The following is an 18,884-nucleotide window of genomic DNA, read 5'->3' as shown; positions in this document are numbered from 1 at the left end:
GTGGTTCCTCTTTCCCCGAGATGGTCGTGCCAGACGGCTGCGGCTCTGGAGAGCCGCGCTCCAACGGCGCGCTACCTCCCGCACCCGGCGAACTCCGCGAAGCCCTCGGCGAAGGACTGGCCCCACTGGAGGTAGCCCTCCTGGGTGCAGGTCGGCTCGCCGAAGATCTCGATCGAGTACGCCAGCCGCGCTCCGGCCTCGTACTTCATCCAGCCCGGCGCCAAGCGACGCAGGTCGGTTTTCGCGTCGGTCACGTGCTCTTCCATGTGGCGCCAGACCGTGGTGTGGACCTTGCCGGTCAGTCGTTGGCGGATCATGTCGGCCAGTCGCGTGGCGTCAGCCTCGTCGGCGTCACTGGAGATCTCCCGACCGAAGGTCATGAAGAGCGTGGTGCGCTCGGGCGTGCACCAGCCGTGGAAGTCCATGAACAGCTCCAGGCGCTGGCCGCGAGCGGCCAGCTCGCGCGCGAAGGCCTCGACCAGCTTGACCTCGGCGACGGTGTCCAGCCCCCACTGCCGGTTCATGTTGCCGACGCCGGGCGGGGTGTAGAGGTTGCCGTCGGCCGCGCCGTCCACGTCCAGGCGTGGCACGATGTAGAAGACGAAGGCGCGGCGCAGGGCCGCGGCACGCGGGTCGTCGGAGAGCACGAACCGCGCGATCCCCTCCAGCGCCCACGCCCCCGTCGTCTCGATGTCATGCTGCAGCGTGGTCAGCAGGACGGCGCGCTTGTTCGCTTCGGGCACGGCCGGATCGGTGAGGCTGTACATCCGCAGCGGCCGCCCCGCCTTCGTCTGGCCCAGGACGCGGGAGGCGAAGTACGGGCTGGCGGCATGGGCCTGCAGGAAGTGGGTGATGTGGTCGCCGGCGTAGGGATAGAAGTAGGCGATCCAGGCCGGGGACTGGGTGAAGCGCTGGCGGAAGGTCAGGAGGCTGCCGTCGTCGCTCCACGACTTGTCCTCGATACCCACCCAGGTGTCCCCGTCGTAGCTCATCACCGGGGTGCGCGCATCATAGCCCCAGTCGGTCTTGCGGCTGTAGGGCGCCGGGTTGAGGTGGAAGGTCACCTCGCGGCCGGCACAGCCCTCGATCTTGAAGTGGAACCAGGTCTGCGGCGAGATCGGCTTGCCCTCCGGGAAGGCGTACAGGTAGAACTCGTCGGGCCCCACGGCCTTGACGCGACCGAGGGTGCCATTGTCGAAGTCGGCAGAGAACTGCACGGGACCACCGTCCTTTGTGGGGGCCAGGTCGTAGACATACGAGGACGGCGGCTCGAAGCCGCCGTTGCGTAGCAGGTTCTTCTCGGGTTCGGCGGCGGGCGTGAGCGCGACATCGTCATACCAGGCCTTCCCCGCGCCGCGCAGGTACAGCAACATGCGGGTGCGGACGATGCCTTCGGGGAGCGCGAACTCGCCGGTCTCGCTGCGCCAGGCCGCCGACGCGGGGAGCTTCAGACTGACCAGACCCTTGTAGCCGCTCTCCCCCGCGGCGGTGTAACAGTCCACCAGGACGGTCGCGCTGCCGTCCCCCGCGCCCTCGGTGCGGTAGCTGAGGGTGTAGCGGTACGTCTGGCCGGCAGGCAGGGCGGTCTTCCCATAGAACTCCTGGACGAGGGCGGCGCGGGCGCCGTTGGCGGCGGTTGTCCCCGTGATGACGCCGCAGCCCTTGCCACCGTGCGGGTTGCCGAGGTCAGTCCCCACGGTGTGGGTGTCGCCCGTCGGCCGGGCCGCGGTCCAGCCGGGCACGGAGGGGAGCTGCTGGGCCGGGGCGGCAGCGGCGAGGGCGAGGAGGGCAAGGCACAGTCCCCAGGCGCGGGCAGGCGGGCCGCCTGCCGTACGAGACTGGGTGCGGGCAGGCGGGCCGCCTGCCGTACGAGGCTGGGTGCGGGCAGGCGGGCCGCCTGCCCTACGGCACTCGATGAGACCCCGCTGTGACGCCGGCCTACACATAGTCAGTCACCATGCCTTCGGGCAGTAACGCCCGGACGACCATCCAGGCGATGTCGTAGGTCATCGAGCTGCCGAGCACCAGGCCCAGGAAGAACGGGACGCCGCGCCAGTACCGCCGCGCGCCGCCCAGGCGCAGGATGCCCGCCTTGGCAGCCCAGGCGATCATCGCGCTGGACCAGTAGTAGGGCGTCGGGCCGTAGCTGGTGGCCAGCAGGAAGCCGAGGGGGTGGAACGGGAAGCGCAGGAAGCTGCGCCGCAGCAGCGCCAGGGCCGGGGTCAGCAGGAAGCCACCCAGCATGAACTTGACCCGGAGCACGTCGGGCGGCGCCGGGGAGAGGAGCTGGGCGCTGAGGCCCAGGTACTCGCCGCGCGCCACCATCGTGTTCGCCCCCCCGTAGAGGCTCCCGCCCTGCAGCAGCGAGGCCCCGTAGCGGTAGTAGGCGCTGAGGTGAATCATGAAGCCCAGCGCCAGCCCGGCTACCAGCGCGCTCAGCAGGAAGCCGTTGGTCTGCCGGGGGCTGAGGTCGAGCCCCTCCCACAAAGTCAGGTTGTCGGCCTCGAAGGCCGCCGTCTCGCCCAGGTAGTTGTAGCGGGACAGCCACGAGTAGAAGGAGAGCATGACCAGGCCCTGTTCGCCGCCCAGAGCCATGAGGCCCTTCGTGCCCAGGAGCTGGTTGAAGAGGGACTTCTGGGTGCCGTAGGGGTAGGGCCATCCGAGTGGGATGCCCGCCTCGGCGCGCAGGCGCGTCTGGACCAGCGTGTAGAGCATCAGGACGATGATGTATGGGACGGCCAGCTTGAGCGCGAACTGGTTGAGGGAGCACCAGAGGATGATGAGCGCGAGGCCCACGAGCAAGCCGTAGAAGGCGACGCCCGGAGTGAGCGGGTAGGCCTCGCCGCTGCGCTCGCCGCGGGTGGCCAGGCGCGCCAGCCGGGCGATCTGCCCGCGGGCCGCGATGACCAGCAGCAGCCCGTAGGCGATGGTGCCCCCGGTGGCCTGCTCCTGGAAGTACGGGAAGGAGGCGTCGCGCAGGCCCAGCATCCCGGCGCCCATGCCGCCCAGCTTGTACAGCAGGTAGATGGTCCAGATCGAGAGCAGCAAGTCCTGGGGGACAAGGTAGCCGGCCCCGATCGTGACCGGGTCAATGTAGAAGCGCAGGGGCAGCAGGAAGCGCAGCGGCTCTTCGGTCAGGAAGGGCGCCAGGTCGGTCCGCAACGGCACCGCCGGCAGCGAGGGGACGAAGTACTTGACGATGTTGCCGGTCTGGATGAGGAAGGCCGTGCCGAAGCCGACCCACAGCAGCGGGTCGGTCAGCACCGAGCGTCGGCCGCGATGGCGCAGGCCCACCAGTTCGCGCGGCAGCTCCAGCATCGGGTAGCTCAGGTGCTCGCCGACGTTCCAGTGGTGGCGCACCAGCACCACGAGGCACAGCGTCGTCAGCCCCAGCAGCAGCATGAAGCCGCCCCATAGCAGCACCGGCCCGAGCCATGGCCCCCACAGCACCGCCCCGGTCTCGCTGCCCTCATAGGCGGGGATGAGCACCTGCAGGTCCTTGGGCATGAGCCAGTCGGGGATGTGGTCGGCGATGCGCGCGAACTCGTTGTCCGGTCCGGCGTAGTACGGCAGCAGCGACAGGTGCGGGAGCAACGAGCGCACGCCCATGAAGGACGAGATGGGGATGGCCAGGGCGAGGAAGCCGAAGATGAGCAGGAGTTGGGGGCGGCTGAGCGCCAGGCGCGGGGAGAGACGACGGGCCGCCGCCGAGGCCAGCATCAGCACCAGCAGCACGAACCACGGCACCGCCGGGGGCACGCCCTGCACCCCATACGACTGCCCGCCCTCCAGGTCGTAGCGGCGGATGAACAGGTTGACCAGCACCAGCAGGCCCAGGGCGACGGCGAAGGCGCAGGCGGCGCCCCGCGCGGTGAGGGCGGGGGTCGGCGCGGTGTCACGTGCCCCGTGACAAGGGATCGCGGCACTCACGATAGATACGCTTCCCTCGCTGGAGGAGACGTCCTGTCCCCCCGAACGCGCAGCGCGGGCAGGCGACGCCCGCGCTGCGGCATGTCGGTTTGGCGAACGTGTCCGGCAGACGACAGAAGAGCTACTTCCTCACGCCAAACTGATCGAAGACGGAGCATGCGGTCGTGAAGCTCCCCTTGGACTCCCACTTCGCATGGCCGTCGGTGTAGACGATGTTCACCCCATCATTGTGCGAGAAGGGCATGTTGCTAAGTGGCCAGTTGGCGCCAGGCGGAGCGTAGCCGAAGAAGGCACCATGGTAGTTCCGGTATTCCGCCATGAGCACGGTCTGCGCGGGCGAGGTGATGGCCCCGAGGGAGTTGTAGCTGGGCGGTCCGTTGAGGTGGATGTAGTTGTTGAACAGGTAGTTCGTCGTGATGACCACTCCGCTGCTGCCATAGGTGTACGTCGGAGTCGGCCGGAGGCTGGGGCAGGCGAAGATCTGGAGGTTCTTGATGTAGGGAATCAACCCGCTGTAGTCGGAGATGCCGTTCGCGGAGACACCGTCATTGTATCCGGCCACCGCGAAGTGGTAGTAGTACGGGAAGCACTCGTCATAGTCCTGAGCATACTGCAGACAGGCCAGGCCCAACTGCTTGAGGTTGGACAGACAACTGCTCTGTCGGGCCTTCTCGCGAGCCTTGGCGAACACCGGGAAGAGAATGGCCGCCAGAATCGCGATGATGGCAATGACGACGAGCAGCTCGATCAGGGTGAAACCTGACCGGGCACGACGGGGTGTGAGGCAGAACATGGCAAGCTCCTTTCAGGTTGCGGGCGACGCCCTCGACTGCGCCGTACGCCCGCGCGGGGCATTGCCCCGCCTACAGCATACCCCGGGCCAAGCCGGGGGGAAACACCTGCTAGGCGACGGCGTCCTTCGTGCGTCCCTGGGGGGGCTGACCCTCGGAAGACCAACTGACAGTCGAGCCGGACCACGCCGGCGTCCGAGCCATCCTCCCAGTCCAACAGGCGCCGCACCGCCAGGCGGCCGGCCTCGTGGAACGCCGGGCGGACCGTGCTGAGAGCCGGCGCCGTCCACTGCCCCGCCTCGCGGTCGTCAAAGCCGAACAGCGCCACGTCCCGGGGCACGATCAGCCCCAGCGCCTGGCAGGCCCGTAGCGCGCCGATGACCTCCCAGTCCGTCACGGCGCAGAAGGCCGTCGGGGGCTCGGGACGGGTCAGCAGATGGTGGGCGATGCGGGCAGACTCGGCGACGCGCAGCTCGAAGGGCTGGCTGGGCAAGGAGGCGACGAGCGGTGTCAGTCCGGCGGCGTGCATGGCGGCGAGGTAGCCCTCGCGGCGCTCCACGCTGGACTGCAGAGGACGCGTGACGGAGGAGGGGGTCTGGTCGAAGTAGGCGATGCGCCGGTGCCCCAGGCCGATCAGGTGCTCGGTCGCCTGCCGCACGGCGCTGCGGTTGTCCATGAGGATGCTGTAGACGTTGGGCGCGCGGATCTCACGGTTGATGGAGACCAACGGCACACCCTCCGGCTTGCGGGCGAGGACCTCGTCGGAGAGGCCGACATTGGAGGAGGCGACGGCGATGATGCCCTCGACCTGGTTCGACACGAAGGTCTGCAGTTGCTCGTGCGCGGTCTTGCGGCCGTGGGCGTTGCAGAGCAGGACGGCATAGCCCGAGGCGGCTGCCTCCTCGTCCACACCGCGCACAGCCTCGGCGTAGGGGTGCTCCAGGGGAGCCAGCATGAGCAGGCCGACGAAGTGGGAGCGGCCGCGGACGAGGGCGCGGGCGAGGCGGTTGGGCTGGTACCCCAGCTCGTGGGCCACTGCGAGGGCGCGCTCGCGCAACTCGGCGCTGACTCGCCCTGTTCCCTCGGGCTTGTGGAGGGCCAGTGACACGGCCTGGGGTGAGACGCCCAGGCGGTCGGCGATGTCCTTGAGGGTGGCGGCCATGGGAGAGGCTCCCAGAGCTAGGTTGAACGTTAAAGCAGCGTACTTATAGCCGTGTTCGGGCCTGCTGTCAAGGGCCGGTTCGGCTCCTGGGCAGCGGTGACCCCTACTTCCGGCTCTCCCCGAACTCCGCCGCGCTCATCCAGGCGCGGCCCTGGCCCTTGAGCGAGAAGAACAGCACGGCCTTCGCCGCATTGGCGGGGGCCTGACAGGACACTGTCAGCCGCGTCCAATCCTGCTTGCCCTGCAGGGGCGCGGCGACGCCCTCCCACTCCTCGGTCAGGCCGGGGATGGCTGCCCAGCGGTCGTCCCTGGTGAAGAAGTGCAGGCGGATTGACGCCTCGGCGCCGGCGGGCAGGTCGGTCCGCACGAGGCCGCTGAAGGTGTAGGTCTTGCCCGCCGTGATCGGGATTTCGGTGCCGCTGCGGTAGTTGGACCAGTAGGCCCTCGCCTCCGGGTCGGCGCCGGTGAGCAGCAGCGAGTACGAAGCCTTACCGGCCGGAGTGTGGTAGTCCATCTCGGTCGCACCGCCGGGCAGAGCCTGCGGGCGCCAGAAGCACCAGCGTTCCAGGTCCGGGTTCGGGACGCCGAAGCGGCGGTTCAGCTCGATGGTCCGGGCAGCGATCTGCCGACCCTTCACGGTCAGGCGTAACTCGTACTTGCCCTCCGCGGCCGGCTGGCCCGCGCTGTCCCGCCCATCCCAGGAGGCCGTCAGCCGCGCGCCCTGGCCGGTGACGGTCTTCACGGTCTTGCCGGTCGCGTCGGCGACGACGACCTTCCAGGGCGCTGCCTGGCGCAGCTCGGCCTGCAGCGTCACGGCATCATAGCGACCGTCGCCGTTGGGGGAGAAGACGGTGGGCTCCACCGCCACTCCCAGGATGCCGAGGGTGAACTGGCCGACCGGCGACCAGGCGCTCTGCTTGCCGCTGAGGGCGTCCTGGGCCCGCACGCGCCAGAAGAACGTCCCGTCTTCGGTGAGCGGCTCGGCGAGGACGTGCGTGTTCGTCGCCAGGTCGGCGGCGCACAGCGTGCTCGCCGGCGGGAAGGCGCGGCTCTCCGACACCTCCACCCGGTAGCGGCAGTCGGCCCCGCCGTCCTGATCCCACACCAGCAGCGGGCGCCGGTCGGACACGGTCCCCTGCGTCGGGCTCACCAGCCGCGGCGCGGCGGGGACGGCCGTGCCGGCGGACGGCCTGACGTGGATGATCTTGACGCCGTTGGCCGGGACGCTGGCGGTCAGCAGCGGGGACACGGCGACCGGCTGCTTGTCCCAGTAGTCCAGGCCGACGGCCCCGACGGGCAGGCCCTTCACCTGCACGCGGAAGTCCTGCATCCCCTTGCCCGCACCGAAGAGGAAGACCAGCCGCTCGGCGCCGCGGGTGTAGACGACGACATTGCCCTCGCCGCCGGCCTGGACCGTGGCGAGGGAGTCATCGCGGCGGCCGTCGCGGAAGAAGGGCTCGAAGTCTGCGGCAACGGCGGCGGTGCGGGAGAGGCCGGTGTAGAAGCGTCCGTCCACCAGCCAGTCATAGTAGACCATGACACCGCCGGCGCAGTCGGTGAGGCGGCGCAGCAGGTTGAGCTCAGTGCCGTCCTGGTCGTAGGGATGGCCATCGCCGAGCCAGGCCAACTCCCCGCCCACCAGCGGCTTGCCCTGCAGGGCCCGCAGCGTGTCCTGCGTCTCCTGCACGGGGCGACCGTAGCCGCACCAGGCCTGGTCGAGATAGGGCGCGACGTACTCCCAGTTGATCCCGTAGGTCTCCTGGGTGTGGGCGCCCTGGTAGCCGCTGTAGACGAAGAACTCGCACTTCGGGTTGGCGGCCTTGACGCTGTCTTGCAGCAGCTTGACGACCCCGGCGTTCTGGCGGCAGCGGAAGTCTATCCACTGGGGGCGGTAGTCGCGCAGGACCGCCTCGGGCGTGAGGGCCACGGTGTCGGCGATCCGCGCGAACTGCCGGAAGGCCGCGAGGTTGTGCGGGCCGAAGCCGATGGACTCCGGTCGGGCCACCGGCACCTCGTAGTCCCAGCTCAGTACGGGGTACTGCCCGGCTGCCTTGGCGACGAAGCCGCCGATCAGGGGCCGCACCGGGCAGTCGGGGGTCAGCAGGTAGGCCGGCGACACCACGCCGGGCAGCGCCTTGCCCGCGCCGTTGGCGTCCTGGAACTCGGGATGGGCACGCAGGTAGGCCGAGACCTCGGGGACGCTGGCGCAGAGGCCGTCGAGCGTGCCAGGCAGACCCAACGCTGTTTTGAGGCCCAGCTCCTCATAGCGTTTGGCGAGGCTGCCGGCGTGGCTGTAGCTGTTGAAGCCCGTCCGGGTCCACGAGTCGAAGATGGCCTCCTGCTCGGCGAGGCTGAGGCGGCCGAAGAAGCCGTTGTAGTAGGTGCTGCCGCAGGGCCAGTTGCAGACGACGAGTTGGCGCGGCGACTTGCGCGCCAGGGGCGGGAGCAGCGTCAGCGGCACAGCGCCCTCGGCCTTGCTCTGCCCGTTGAGGCGCATCTCATACGCCACGACGTACGACGGGGGCGTGTCCGGCCGGCCGACGTACTCGGCGCGGAAGACCAGGGGGTTCTCGACATACTCGCGCTGCTCGCGCGCCGCGGCATAGGTCACGCTCGCGGGGCCGAAGTCCAGCACGAGGCGGCGGTACGGCTGCCCCTCGCGCGAGATGGTCTCCTCCTGCACGCGCAGGGGCGCGGGGAAGCGCCGCGGGACGCCTAGCGGACTCACGAGGCGCAGGAACTCCGGCACTTCCAGCGTCACCTGCGCGTCGCGGAACCCGGCCTCCTCGAAGCTGGCTGGCAGCACCAGGGGCAGGACGAGGGGCTCGCCCTCGGCGACGCTGAAGCCGGTCGCGACATGGCACTGGTTCTTGCCCAGCACGCTGACACAGGCGATGAAGGGGCTGTCGGACTGCAGCGGATAGCCGGGAGAGAGGAGCACCAGGCGTCCGTCCTGGACGATCTCATAGCGCAGTGCGCCCTCGCCCGAGGTGGCGGTGTACTCGACAGGGATGGTCGCGCTCTGGCCCGGCTCGACGCGGGCCATGGCCCGGCCGATCTCGCTGACCGGGTTCGTCCCGACCACGGCCGCCGCGACGCTCACCACGTGCGCCTCGGGGGTGGCGTTGCTGACTGTGAGTTGCACACGGCTGGTGCCCTTGCGCAGGGCGCCCAGGTCCACGCTGCCGGCGCTGACCGAGGGCGAACCGAAGCCCAGCACGCCGAAGCGGGCAGGCGTGTGGAAGGGACCGCCGGTGGGCGACCAGCAGGAGTTCTCGACCGCCGGCTTCTCCTCGCGGCACAGGTTCACCCGCCAGCAGCCCGCCGAACCGAAGTCCGCGGCTCCCAGCCGGTCGCGCGGGATGGCGATCTCCAGCGTCCACGACTTGTCGCCGACACGGGCCTGGGCCTGCGCGCCCGAATCCCAGGCCTTGTCGAAGATACCCTCGGCCTGGCAGTGGGCGTCGTAGACGGCGCCGCGGCTGTTGACCGCGAGGTGGTAGTAGACCGGCTGGTCCGGAGAGGGCTGCAGGAACAGCTCGACGACGTCGTCGGAGAAGACGTTGGAGTCGTGGGCGGTCTGCTCGGCCTTGAAGGCGGCGCGCTTCTGCAGCACCGGGTCGAGGACGCTTTCACAGCACTCGAGGCAGAGGTACAGGTGGCCCTCGTCGTAGGCGAGTCGGGCCCGGGTCTGCTCCGTGGCCGCCTCGGCCCCGCCACTGAGCAAGAACGGCGACAGCTCAGGTGAGCGCCGCCAGCACTCGTCGTCCATCACACCATCCACACGGGGAGGCGTCGGGGTGTGCGAGGCGAGGGCAAAAGGGAGCAGGGCCGCTCCCTCCTCGCCGCTTCCGACCTGTCGCAGCTCCACATCGTCGAAGTACACCGTGCCGATGAACTTCTGCTGGCCCCTTGCCCACACGAGGCACCAGTAGCTGAGCGTCTTCAGCTTCTTCTGCGGGTCGGTGGTGAAGGCGAGGCGGTAGGTCTTCCAGTGGCCCAGGTTGGCCTTGATCTGGGCGTCGCTGAGCTGGAAGCTGAAGATCCTCTCGGTGCCGTCGGCGTAGCCGGCGGTGACGTAGGCGCCGTAGATGGCGCCCTGGGTGTACGCGGCGACGTAGATGCTGTTGGTCGCGGCGAAGGCGCCGTGGGCGGGCAGGCCCTGACTCAGGCCCGTGTTGCAGCCCCCGATGCCCTTCTCATCGGCCTGGCCGGCGCCGGCAATGCGCAGGCTCCAGGCGCCCGAGATGTCCGGGGCATAGCTGCGCTCGCGGGTGCGGGTGTAGCCGCACTGGTACGGGGCCCAGTTGGCGGCCAACTCCGCGGAGTTCGCTTGTGGCTGCTCGAAGGAGGGGTTCGGCAGGAGGTTGACGGGCGGCTGCACCGGTTGCGCCCCGGCCAGCGACACCCCCACCACGACAAGACTGACCAGCAGGCTGAGGCTCAGCAGGATCCCGGCGCGTGTCATGGGAGTGCTCCCGTGGTCAAGTTGAACGTTCAAGCAGGGCGATTATGGCAACGATTAGGGGCGGTGTCAACAGCCGAGTGGAGAGGGGAGTCTGCATGGGCCGGAGGGGGGAGCAGCGGGGGGTTGGGTCACGACGGGCGGCGGCGTCGGGCTGTGTCGTAGACATCACGACGGTCGGCGATGGCGATGATCGTCAGCGTCCGGGCGGGCATGTCCACTTCGTACACGATGCGGTAGTCACCCACACGTACGCGACACAGGCCCCGCAGGTCGGACCGCAGTTGCGCGGCGTTGCCGGGCAGAGGGTCGTCTCCGAGCGCGAAGATGCGCTGCTTGACGCGCTCACGCATGTCCGGCGGCAGCCCCCGGTAGTCGCGCTCCGCCGCCTCATCAATGAGTATCTGGAACCTCATTGCTCCAGCTCGGCCAGGAACTCAGCAAAGGGGCGCAGACGGCGGCCCGGTTGCGCCATGCGCTCTTCGGCAATGGCGATCAGGGCCCAGTCCTCGCTGGATGTGGGCAGGTCGGCGCCCTGGTCGAGCCAGGCGTCAAGCTGCTCCCTGACGAACCGCCACTGGCGGCCGAGCTTGGTGGCCGGTATCTTGCCCTGGCGAGCACGCTCGCGCAGGGTCTCGGGATGGATGCGCAGTAGGCGCGCGGTTTCGTCCACGGTCATGAGCTGAGGCATGACTGCAAGCTCCTGTGTTTGACTGCACAGGACTGTATTATACTGTGTTAGTCCGTGTGGTACAAGCCCGGGTCTCACCTGTGTGGTCCGCATTGCTCCCTCCCGCGACGTCCCGTTGAGGAGGGGATGCAGACCGCGCAGGCGCCACGCCTTCCGAGCCCTGATGGGCTGGGCCAGCATGCGTCGCGCCTCCGGCGCTACTCACGAACGGGCGGTGCAGCGGCCAGGAGGCAGCCCATTCGCCTCTGCAGCAGCCAAGCAACCACCGCGCTCCCCGCGAACAGCCCCATCACTGTGGAGGCTACGGCACCCACATCCCACCATTGGTAGGCGGTATGGGCTGTCACTGAGGAGAGAGCGACCGCGCCAGCCAGCACGGGCAACAACAGGATGACGCACGCACCCAGCGAGTCCCACGGTGTGCGCACAGCAAGCCAGGTCACCGACGCCGCCAGTGCACCTACCAGAGCATAGACAAGGGCTGCCTCCATCATGGCGCAGACCTCAAAGGCAGTCCTCGTGTACCCAATGTGTGCCAACCCGTTGTGGAGTGGGAGAAAAGACCGAGCTTGGAGCACTGCCAGTGGTGGAAGAACCAAGCAGTACAACGCCACTGACAAGAGTGGCTGCAGCAATACCCTCATCCAGATGGGCCGACTCACGTGACTCCTCCGTAGTGGTCGTCGTTTCCCGCGCTTGCTCACCCCGCTAGTCTACAGCCCGTCTCTGCCCCGCAGCACATCCGCCACCCGCACCTGCCGCCCGGTCTGCTGGGCGATCTGGGCGGCCTCGATGACGGCGATGTGGAAGACGATGTCATCATAGCTGCGCGGGGGCTTGCCGGTCTGGATCATCTGCTTGAAGTTCTGGAGGATGCGCTGGCCACCGTAGATGAACTCGAAGTCGCCGATGGGGTTGCTCGCGATCGCGCCCTGGGCGCTGTAGCCGGCCGCGTAGAAGTTGCAGCGCTCCGGGAAGTGCTCCACACTCGTGTTGAGGATCATCACTTCCTTGCCGGACTTCATGTGCAGGTGCAGGTACTCCAGCGGCAGCGTGCCCATGCACTCCACGAAGTCCACGTCGCTGCCGAACAGGTTCAGCGCCAGGGCCACGCCGTGGATGAGATACGCCAGTCGGTCCTCGATGCCCCCGAAGTCCCGCGTGCCGAGGTTCTCCTGGCTGAAGGCCCCGCCGACGCCCTTGATGACCCCAACGGTGGCGTCGCCGATCTCGACGAAGCGCGACTTGAACATGTCCGCCGCGGGAACGACCGTGAGGATGGAAGAGTTGTACAGCGGCGTGCCGTGCTTCTCGGCCAGCTTCACGAGCGCGCGGGCGTCCTTGAGCGTGCTGGCGAAGGGCTTGTCCACGAACGTGGGCACCCCGGCCTTCAGGAAGGGCGTGGCCAGCTTGAGGTGATCGCCGCCGCCGCCATCGCAGTCGGAGATGAAGACGGCGTCAAGGAGCGGGATCATGTCCTCGACCGTGTCGCAGACGACAGGCTTGCCGCGGAAGGTCTGTGAGAACTGCTCGGCCCGCTCGCGCTCGGCGTCGTAGCACGCGGTGATCTGCATCCCGGGGACCCTGGGCAGCTTCTCCAGGTCCCACGGGTTGTAGATGTTCTGGTAGTAGTGGGCGACGATGTAGTCGTGTTGGACCAGGCCGGCGGGGTCGAGGTCCTCATAGCCCATCTGGCAGCCGAAGTAGTAGCCGTGCGTGTCACAGCGGATGACGCCCACGCGGATCTTCCTGGCCATGGTGGTCTCTCCTTGAGCAGATATCACTGTGACTGTCTGAGATATGAGGGCTTGTACTGCGTATCCAGGATGGACTTCCGTGACTGCGCGATCTCTTCAAGCGATATGCAGACCACCTTCCCCGTCATCATGGGCGCGACACACTTGTGCTTCCGCCCTTCCGCGTCAAGGCACACCCATTCCCGGCCGCCGCTCCCCGACACGCGCCAGACGGTCTTCCCGCTCGCGTCCAGGACCGCATCAAGGGTGCCGTCGGATGTGAACCTCAGACGTTGTCCGGCCTTGACCGTCGGCATTCCCTGCACAACCTGCATGTTCGCCCCCTCCACAGTCACCTCGTTCCGGCCACTTGGCCGCAGTGTCGCGGGACCCTCCCGGTAGGGCGTCTTCAGCCGTGCGAACATGGAGCCCAGCGCAGATCGAGGCGTGAGGAAATCCACACACCAGTGATCGAAGTTGTGGAAGTGTATCTCCTTGGCAATGTCGCTCTCTGGCTTGCCCGGGCCTATCGCCTCAATGCACCGTTCAGATTCCTCATACGCACCCCGATCGAAGCGGTCGATGCCCCAAGCCAGAAGCGCAAGCTGCAGCAGGGACGCCAGGTCACCCGGGCTCTGTCTGACCTTCTCGCGTAGTTGTGATCGTACCCCCTCGTAGTCGTGTGAAGAAAGGACGACGGAGAGGCCGCTCCTAAGACTACCTCGTACCGCCGCCGTTGCCGCTTCATGGGCCTCGCGGGCCTTCTCCTCCTTCATACTCTCCAACGCCGCCTCCGCCTCGCCGAAGTGACGTCCCTTTGGGGCAGGGAACCGTCTGAGGTACTGTTGGTAGGCCTCAGCGGCACGGGCCGGGTCGCCTGCTGCCTGAGTTCCCTGGGCCGCCGCAAAGGCCCGATCGTCACGCCATCCTGGAACAAACACGACCGCGCCAATCACTACAGCTACGACGACCACCACACCGACGACCATGACCCAGCTGATGCGGCGTCTCATCGGGACCGTCTGCTCCGCAGTTGGCATGGGGCTCCCCTTCCCTTTCCAGGCGTGCTCGCGCCACGTCGAACGACCGCAAGTGAACTTGACCGAGCTGTCTGAGACGAGGATTCAGTCTATGTGGAATACCTCTTCCTCGCTTGACCAGATCGTCCACTTGCACCTGCTGCCCTTGCTTCTGCACCATGTGGCCGGTTACTACTTCCTCACAATCGCCGCCGTGTAGCCCTCCGGCAGCCGTAGCTCCGTCCATGCCGCCCCGTTCTTCGTCAGGGCCGGGGCGGCGAACCGCGGGACCGGGTCGCCCTTTTCGTCAAAGACGTGCACCTCGTGCTTGCTCCTGTCGCCCCAGCCGTAGACCCCGGCGCGGTTGGTGAGGAGGCGCTCCTTGCCGATGATGTACCCCTCGTGCAACTCCACCGGCGTGATCGGGTACATGTACGCCGTCAGCATCGGGTGTGGCATGGGCGGGTTGAAGTGGTAGTAGTAATAGACGCAGCCGTAGTCCAGGTGCTTGCGCATGTTGCGGGCGAAGTCCTCGGGCTTCTGCTCGGTCATGCTGTCGCTGAGGCCCACGGGGCTGAACAGGTGCGTGTCGTACAGCGCCGCCTGATTGCCGGTCTCCACGAAGTGCGGGAAGTGGACCTGCATCTCGGTTTCGGTCAGCGGCTCGCCGTTGGCGATGAGCGGGGCCCCACGGTCCAGGAGGCGCTTGACCATCGCCAGGCGCCACGGCTGCGAGATCAGCGTCTGGAAGGAGACCCTTCTCGCGATCTCGCCGGTCGCCTCGTTGATGAGCGCGCTGTGGCCGTCCCACTCCGGCCAGTCGTACAGGAGTTGGCTCTTGGAGTACGCGAACTCGTCCCAGTAGATGCCGTCGAACTTGAGGTCATCGAGCCAGAGGCTCAGCAGCTTCTCCATCGCCTTGCCGTACGAGTTCGTCAGCGTGGGGACGAAGATCGGGTAGCGGGGATCGGTGTAATCGAGCTGCTTGCCGCCAGCGTCGCGAGCGATGGAGTCGGGGTACTGCGCCGCCGCGCCCGGCTCGCTGCTGATGTAGCAGTGGAAGTAGTTCATGCTCTTGCTGCCCGGGCAGCCCTGCTTGATGGTGTTGCTGATGTCGCGGATCTCTTCGAGCTGCTTGCGTACCTGCGGCATGAAGTTGTGGGTGCCCTGCACATACAGGCCCAGGTCCGAGGCGTTCACGTTGCTGACGTACTTGAGACTGCGGTTGCGGCACCACTCGCCGGCGGCCTCGGGGGTGATGCCCTTCATGAACAGCGCCCAGTGCGAGAAGCCGAAGCAGCCGTCGAGGGTGAAGTTCACGTCCAGCACGCGGCGGGCGGTGTTGATGAAGTCCCAGTAGCTGCCCGTTGCGCCGGGGAAGACGGACCAGCGGAGGGTGTACGAGCCCCGGGGCGGCAGGGCGAAGTAGTGCTCCTCGATGCCGAGGCGGCCGGGTTCGTAGAAGTTGACACAGTGCACGCGGAAGATGTCGTCGCGGGGCATCAGGGCCACGGAGTGGTTGCCGAGGTCCACAAAGGTCGTGGGGTTGCCCCCGCCGCCGCCACGGTACTTGCTCAGCACGGGCTTCAGGCCGCCGACGCGGAACTCCCGGGCCTTCGCCGGGACGAACTGGACGGTGTGCTGGATGATGAGGCCGATATCCTGATCGGTCAGGTTGGCGATGGTGTCGCTGACATCCACGCACGACGGGCCGGCCTGGACCGCGCGCTGGACCTCATACCACTGGCACGCCGCGCGGGCGTGGGTGGCGTCCACCACACTCGTCCGCCAACTCGCATGGCCCGGCGCGTCCCCACTTGCACGTGCCATGGCGTTGTGCCCCCCGGGGTAGGTGAGGTCACTCTCGACCCGGTACGTCTGCCCACCCGCGCTGACGATGATGCCGCCACCGGGGCCGAGGGAGACGCGCGGGTTGACTGGCTGTGGGGCTCGGGGCGCGATGGTGGGCAGCGGGCCCGTCGGGGCCACCGGCTTCACGCCCGGCTTGCTGTACAGCTCCTCGGGCTTGCGGAAGACGATGGACACGTCCTTGAGCACCACGTCGGCGAACTGCGTTTGCCACGCGTGCTGCAGCAGGAGGGTGTTCTCGCCCGGCTGGACGAGGTCGGTGAGGTCGAGCTCGAACTCGTAGGCCTTGCCGGTGAGAATGGCGTAGAAGGTGTCCGAGGGGCCGTCGCACTGGGTGAAGTCGGGGCTGTACAGCAGCCGCCAGGCTGAGCCGTCGAACCAGTGGCCCATGGTGCCATTGGCCATCTGCAGCTCGTTGTCCTTGTTCGCCAGGCGGTCGCGGCCGAGCAGCTTGCCGTTGAACACCGTGCGGATCATGTTCGCCGAGCCGGCGGGGCGCTCGTTCTGGATGCGGCCCAGGAAATGCAGCAGCACCCGGTACCCGGCAGGCACGGCAGGGAGGCTGACCTTCGTTTCGTGTCGCTGGTTGAACGGGATCGCGTCGGTGTCAGCGATCCTGATTGGCGCCGGCGCCTGGGCCAGCGCGGCGGAGGCCAGGAGGAACAGAGCGAGTGGTGCCGTGCGCATAGGACCACCTTCCGTGCCCGGCGGGGATGGTACGCCCGACACTCCTGTCGGGCGAGATGGGTGTCATGCGCCCGACAAGAGTGTCGGGCGTACCGGCGTGTCATGCGCCCGACCAGAGTGTCGGGCGTACCGGGGAGTGGCGCCTTACGGCACGTACGGTCTGGGCGTCACCGCCCTGGCCTCGATCTGTAGCGTCGCCGGCAATAACCCCGGCGCGGTCGCCGTCACGGTGATGGTTGCGGCCGCCTCGCGCTTGGACTGCACGAGCACCTGGCACAGGCCGTTGAAGGCCCGGCGGTGGTTCGCGCGGTCATCTTCCTTGGAGGTCGGGTCGCCGTTGCCGACACCGAGGATGGTGGCGCTGTCACTCACGCTGAAGGTGACGTGGTCATCGGCAACCGGCATCACGCGGCCCTCGGCGTCGTGGACCGAGCAGGTGATGACGCATACGTCCTCACCGTCGGCGGCGACGGACGGCAGGTGGGGCGTCAGACGCAACTCGTGCGCCGGACCCGTTGTCTCGACGGTCGCGGTCGCGATCTCCGCGCCGCCCTGGATACCCGTCGCCCGCAGCACGCCCGGCTCATAGGGCACGTCCCACTCCAGGTGGCTGTTGGGCACCAGCTTGCGGCGGCCGAGGCTCTCCCCGTTCAGGAACAGCTCCACTTCCTCGCAGTTCGTGTGCGCCCAGACGGGGATCGTCTCGCCCTCGCGGCCCGGCCAGTTCCAGTGGGGCAGCAGGTGCAGCACGACCTCACCGGACCAGCGGGCGCGGTAGTAGTAGAAGTTGTCCTTGGGGTAGCCGCAGGTGTCCATGATGCCGAAGTGGGAGCTGATGCATGGCCACTCGTACGGCGTCGGCTCACCGCGGTAGTCAAAGCCCGTCCAGATGAACGTGCCCGCCATGAAGGACCGGTCGGCGATGGGCTTCCAGGCGGCCTCGGCCGTGGCGCCCCAGCCGGGGGCATTCACATCATAGGCGCTCATGACGCCCTGCGCCGCGTCGGTCTGGTAGATGCCGCGGGTGGTCAGGGCGCTGGACTGCTCGCTGCCCAGGATCGGGTGCTCGGGGTGCGACTGGTGGTATTCGTCGAAGTTGCCGAAGCTGTAGTTGCAGCCCTGTAGGTCGTGCGCCAGCGAGAACGGCCCGCCCCAGTTGCCGTGCATGGCGGTGATGGTCGGGCGCGTGGGGTCGAGTCGCTTGGTGCGCGCGATCATGCTACGGACGATGCGCGTGCCCTCCTCGGTGCTCTGGGCGGGCTCCTCGTTGGCCATGCTCCACATGATGATGCAGGGGTGGTTGCGGTCGCGGCGGATCATGCTCTCCAGGTCGGCCATGTTCCACGGCGCGCTGGACAGATGCCGGCTCTCGTCCATCACCAGCATCCCCAGCTCGTCGCAGGCGTCGAGCAACTCGGCGGCCGGCGGGTTGTGGGCGCAGCGGTAGGCGTTGCTGCCCATCGCCTGCAGCCGCTGGACGCGGTAGCGCTGCACGGCGTCCGGCACGGCGATGCCCACGCCGGCATGGTCCTGGTGGTTGCACGTCCCCTGCAGCTTCACCACGCGGCCGTTGAGCATGAAGCCCTGTTCGGGGTCGAAGCGGAGGTGGCGGATGCCGAAGGGCGTGCTGACCGCATCGCACAGGCCACCGGTCGCGACAGTCGTTTCCACGCGATACAGCGCCGGGTTGGTGAGGTCCCACAGCACGGGCGCGGCGACGTTGACGGCCTGGGGCACCTCGGCACTCGTGCCGGCCGGCAGCGCCTGCTCGACCGTAGCCGCGCCGACTGCCTGCCCGTTCGGGGCGATGATCGTGGAGGTGATAGTCGCCACACTGTCAGTCGGGCCGTCGTTGACGACAGTCGTCGTCAGGTCCACCCGGGCTATGGAGAAGTCGTCGTTCAGCGCCGGCGAGGCGAACACGCCCCAGTGGCCGACGTGCACGGGCGCCATCTTGCTGAGCCACACATGCCGGTAGATGCCCCCGCCCTCGTACCACCAGCCCTCGAACGCCGTCGCGTCCACCCGCACGACGAGCACGTTGCGCCCGCCGTAGTTGGCCGCGTCCGTGATGTCGCAGTGGAAGCTGGTGTAGCCGCTCTCGTGCGTGCCCAGGATGTAGCCGTTGAGCCACACCGTGCAGTTGCGGAAGACTCCGTCGAACTCCACCCACAGGCGCTGGCCGAGGTCTTCGGCGGGCAGGTCGAAGCTCTTGCGGTACCAGCCGACCGCGCCGTTCTTGAAGCCGTGACTGACATTGCCGGCCGGGTCGAAGGGCTGCTCGACCACGAAGTCGTGGGGCAGGTCCAGCGTGCGCCAGCCGCTGTCATCGGAGTCCGGCGCGGCCGGGCCGCCGGCCTTGCCGGCCTTGACCGAGCCGTAGGTGTCGGCATGGTTGATCGCCGGGCCGGTCTGCAGGTCGCCGAGTTGAAAGCGCCAGCCGGGGTCCATCAGCAGGCGGGTGCGGAGGTTGTTCATGGTTGGCTCTCCTGTCCGGATAGGGTGCGGGTGCCGCGTCGTGTGCGGCGGGCCCC

The 18,884-nt window shown here is 68.0% G+C and carries 11 protein-coding genes; all 11 read right to left on the bottom strand.

Translation table 11 applies throughout. From position 1 onward, the window contains the following. Positions 1-71: 71 nt before the first annotated feature. Entirely contained in the window at positions 72-1,742 is a 1,671-nt protein-coding gene (locus LLH23_21870) for a M14-type cytosolic carboxypeptidase (GenBank protein ID MCE5241120.1), read from the bottom strand. Positions 1,743-1,938: 196 nt separating this feature from the next. After that, positions 1,939-3,930: a hypothetical protein gene (locus tag LLH23_21865; protein MCE5241119.1), complete on the bottom strand. Its 1,992-nt coding sequence runs from the start codon at positions 3,928-3,930 to the stop codon at positions 1,939-1,941. 121 nt (positions 3,931-4,051) lie between these two features. Further along, positions 4,052-4,723, bottom strand: coding sequence for a DUF1559 domain-containing protein (locus LLH23_21860; GenBank protein ID MCE5241118.1), 672 nt, complete (start codon positions 4,721-4,723; stop codon positions 4,052-4,054). Further along, positions 4,678-5,883, bottom strand: coding sequence for a LacI family transcriptional regulator (locus LLH23_21855; protein MCE5241117.1), 1,206 nt, complete (start codon positions 5,881-5,883; stop codon positions 4,678-4,680). The genes LLH23_21860 and LLH23_21855 overlap by 46 nt, the downstream gene beginning before the upstream one ends. Positions 5,884-5,986: 103 nt before the next feature. Then, a complete protein-coding gene (locus tag LLH23_21850) occupies positions 5,987-10,351 on the bottom strand; it encodes a hypothetical protein (GenBank protein MCE5241116.1) in 4,365 nt (1,454 codons plus the stop codon). A 128-nt stretch (positions 10,352-10,479) separates the two neighbouring features. Further along, a complete protein-coding gene (locus LLH23_21845; GenBank protein ID MCE5241115.1) occupies positions 10,480-10,764 on the bottom strand; it encodes a type II toxin-antitoxin system RelE/ParE family toxin in 285 nt (94 codons plus the stop codon). Then, a complete protein-coding gene (locus tag LLH23_21840) occupies positions 10,761-11,039 on the bottom strand; it encodes a helix-turn-helix domain-containing protein (protein MCE5241114.1) in 279 nt (92 codons plus the stop codon). Before LLH23_21840 ends, LLH23_21845 begins: the two co-directional genes overlap by 4 nt. Positions 11,040-11,752: 713 nt before the next feature. Further along, positions 11,753-12,796, bottom strand: coding sequence for a Gfo/Idh/MocA family oxidoreductase (locus tag LLH23_21835; GenBank protein ID MCE5241113.1), 1,044 nt, complete (start codon positions 12,794-12,796; stop codon positions 11,753-11,755). Between the two features lie 23 nt (positions 12,797-12,819). Next, complete coding sequence (locus tag LLH23_21830; protein ID MCE5241112.1) at positions 12,820-13,788, bottom strand: hypothetical protein; 969 nt, start codon at positions 13,786-13,788, stop codon at positions 12,820-12,822. A gap of 198 nt (positions 13,789-13,986) precedes the next feature. Further along, entirely contained in the window at positions 13,987-16,350 is a 2,364-nt protein-coding gene (locus LLH23_21825; protein ID MCE5241111.1) for a hypothetical protein, read from the bottom strand. Between the two features lie 144 nt (positions 16,351-16,494). Next, positions 16,495-18,828 carry a DUF4982 domain-containing protein gene (locus LLH23_21820; GenBank protein MCE5241110.1) on the bottom strand — a complete coding sequence of 778 codons (2,334 nt, stop codon included), beginning with the start codon at positions 18,826-18,828 and terminating at the stop codon, positions 16,495-16,497. Positions 18,829-18,884 lie beyond the last annotated feature (56 nt).

Source organism: bacterium (assembly GCA_021372615.1).
Taxonomy (GTDB): domain Bacteria; phylum Armatimonadota; class Zipacnadia; order Zipacnadales; family UBA11051; genus JAJFUB01.
This window is presented reverse-complemented; position numbering and strand designations above follow the sequence as displayed.

Coding starts and splice junctions, on each gene's coding strand:
- LLH23_21840 (MCE5241114.1), bottom strand. CDS start 11,039: ATGCCTCAGCTCATGACCGTGGACGAAACCGCGCGCCTACTGCGCATC.
- LLH23_21855 (MCE5241117.1), bottom strand. CDS start 5,883: ATGGCCGCCACCCTCAAGGACATCGCCGACCGCCTGGGCGTCTCACCC.
- LLH23_21820 (MCE5241110.1), bottom strand. CDS start 18,828: ATGAACAACCTCCGCACCCGCCTGCTGATGGACCCCGGCTGGCGCTTT.
- LLH23_21860 (MCE5241118.1), bottom strand. CDS start 4,723: ATGTTCTGCCTCACACCCCGTCGTGCCCGGTCAGGTTTCACCCTGATC.
- LLH23_21850 (MCE5241116.1), bottom strand. CDS start 10,351: ATGACACGCGCCGGGATCCTGCTGAGCCTCAGCCTGCTGGTCAGTCTT.
- LLH23_21835 (MCE5241113.1), bottom strand. CDS start 12,796: ATGGCCAGGAAGATCCGCGTGGGCGTCATCCGCTGTGACACGCACGGC.
- LLH23_21830 (MCE5241112.1), bottom strand. CDS start 13,788: ATGAGACGCCGCATCAGCTGGGTCATGGTCGTCGGTGTGGTGGTCGTC.
- LLH23_21845 (MCE5241115.1), bottom strand. CDS start 10,764: ATGAGGTTCCAGATACTCATTGATGAGGCGGCGGAGCGCGACTACCGG.
- LLH23_21825 (MCE5241111.1), bottom strand. CDS start 16,350: ATGCGCACGGCACCACTCGCTCTGTTCCTCCTGGCCTCCGCCGCGCTG.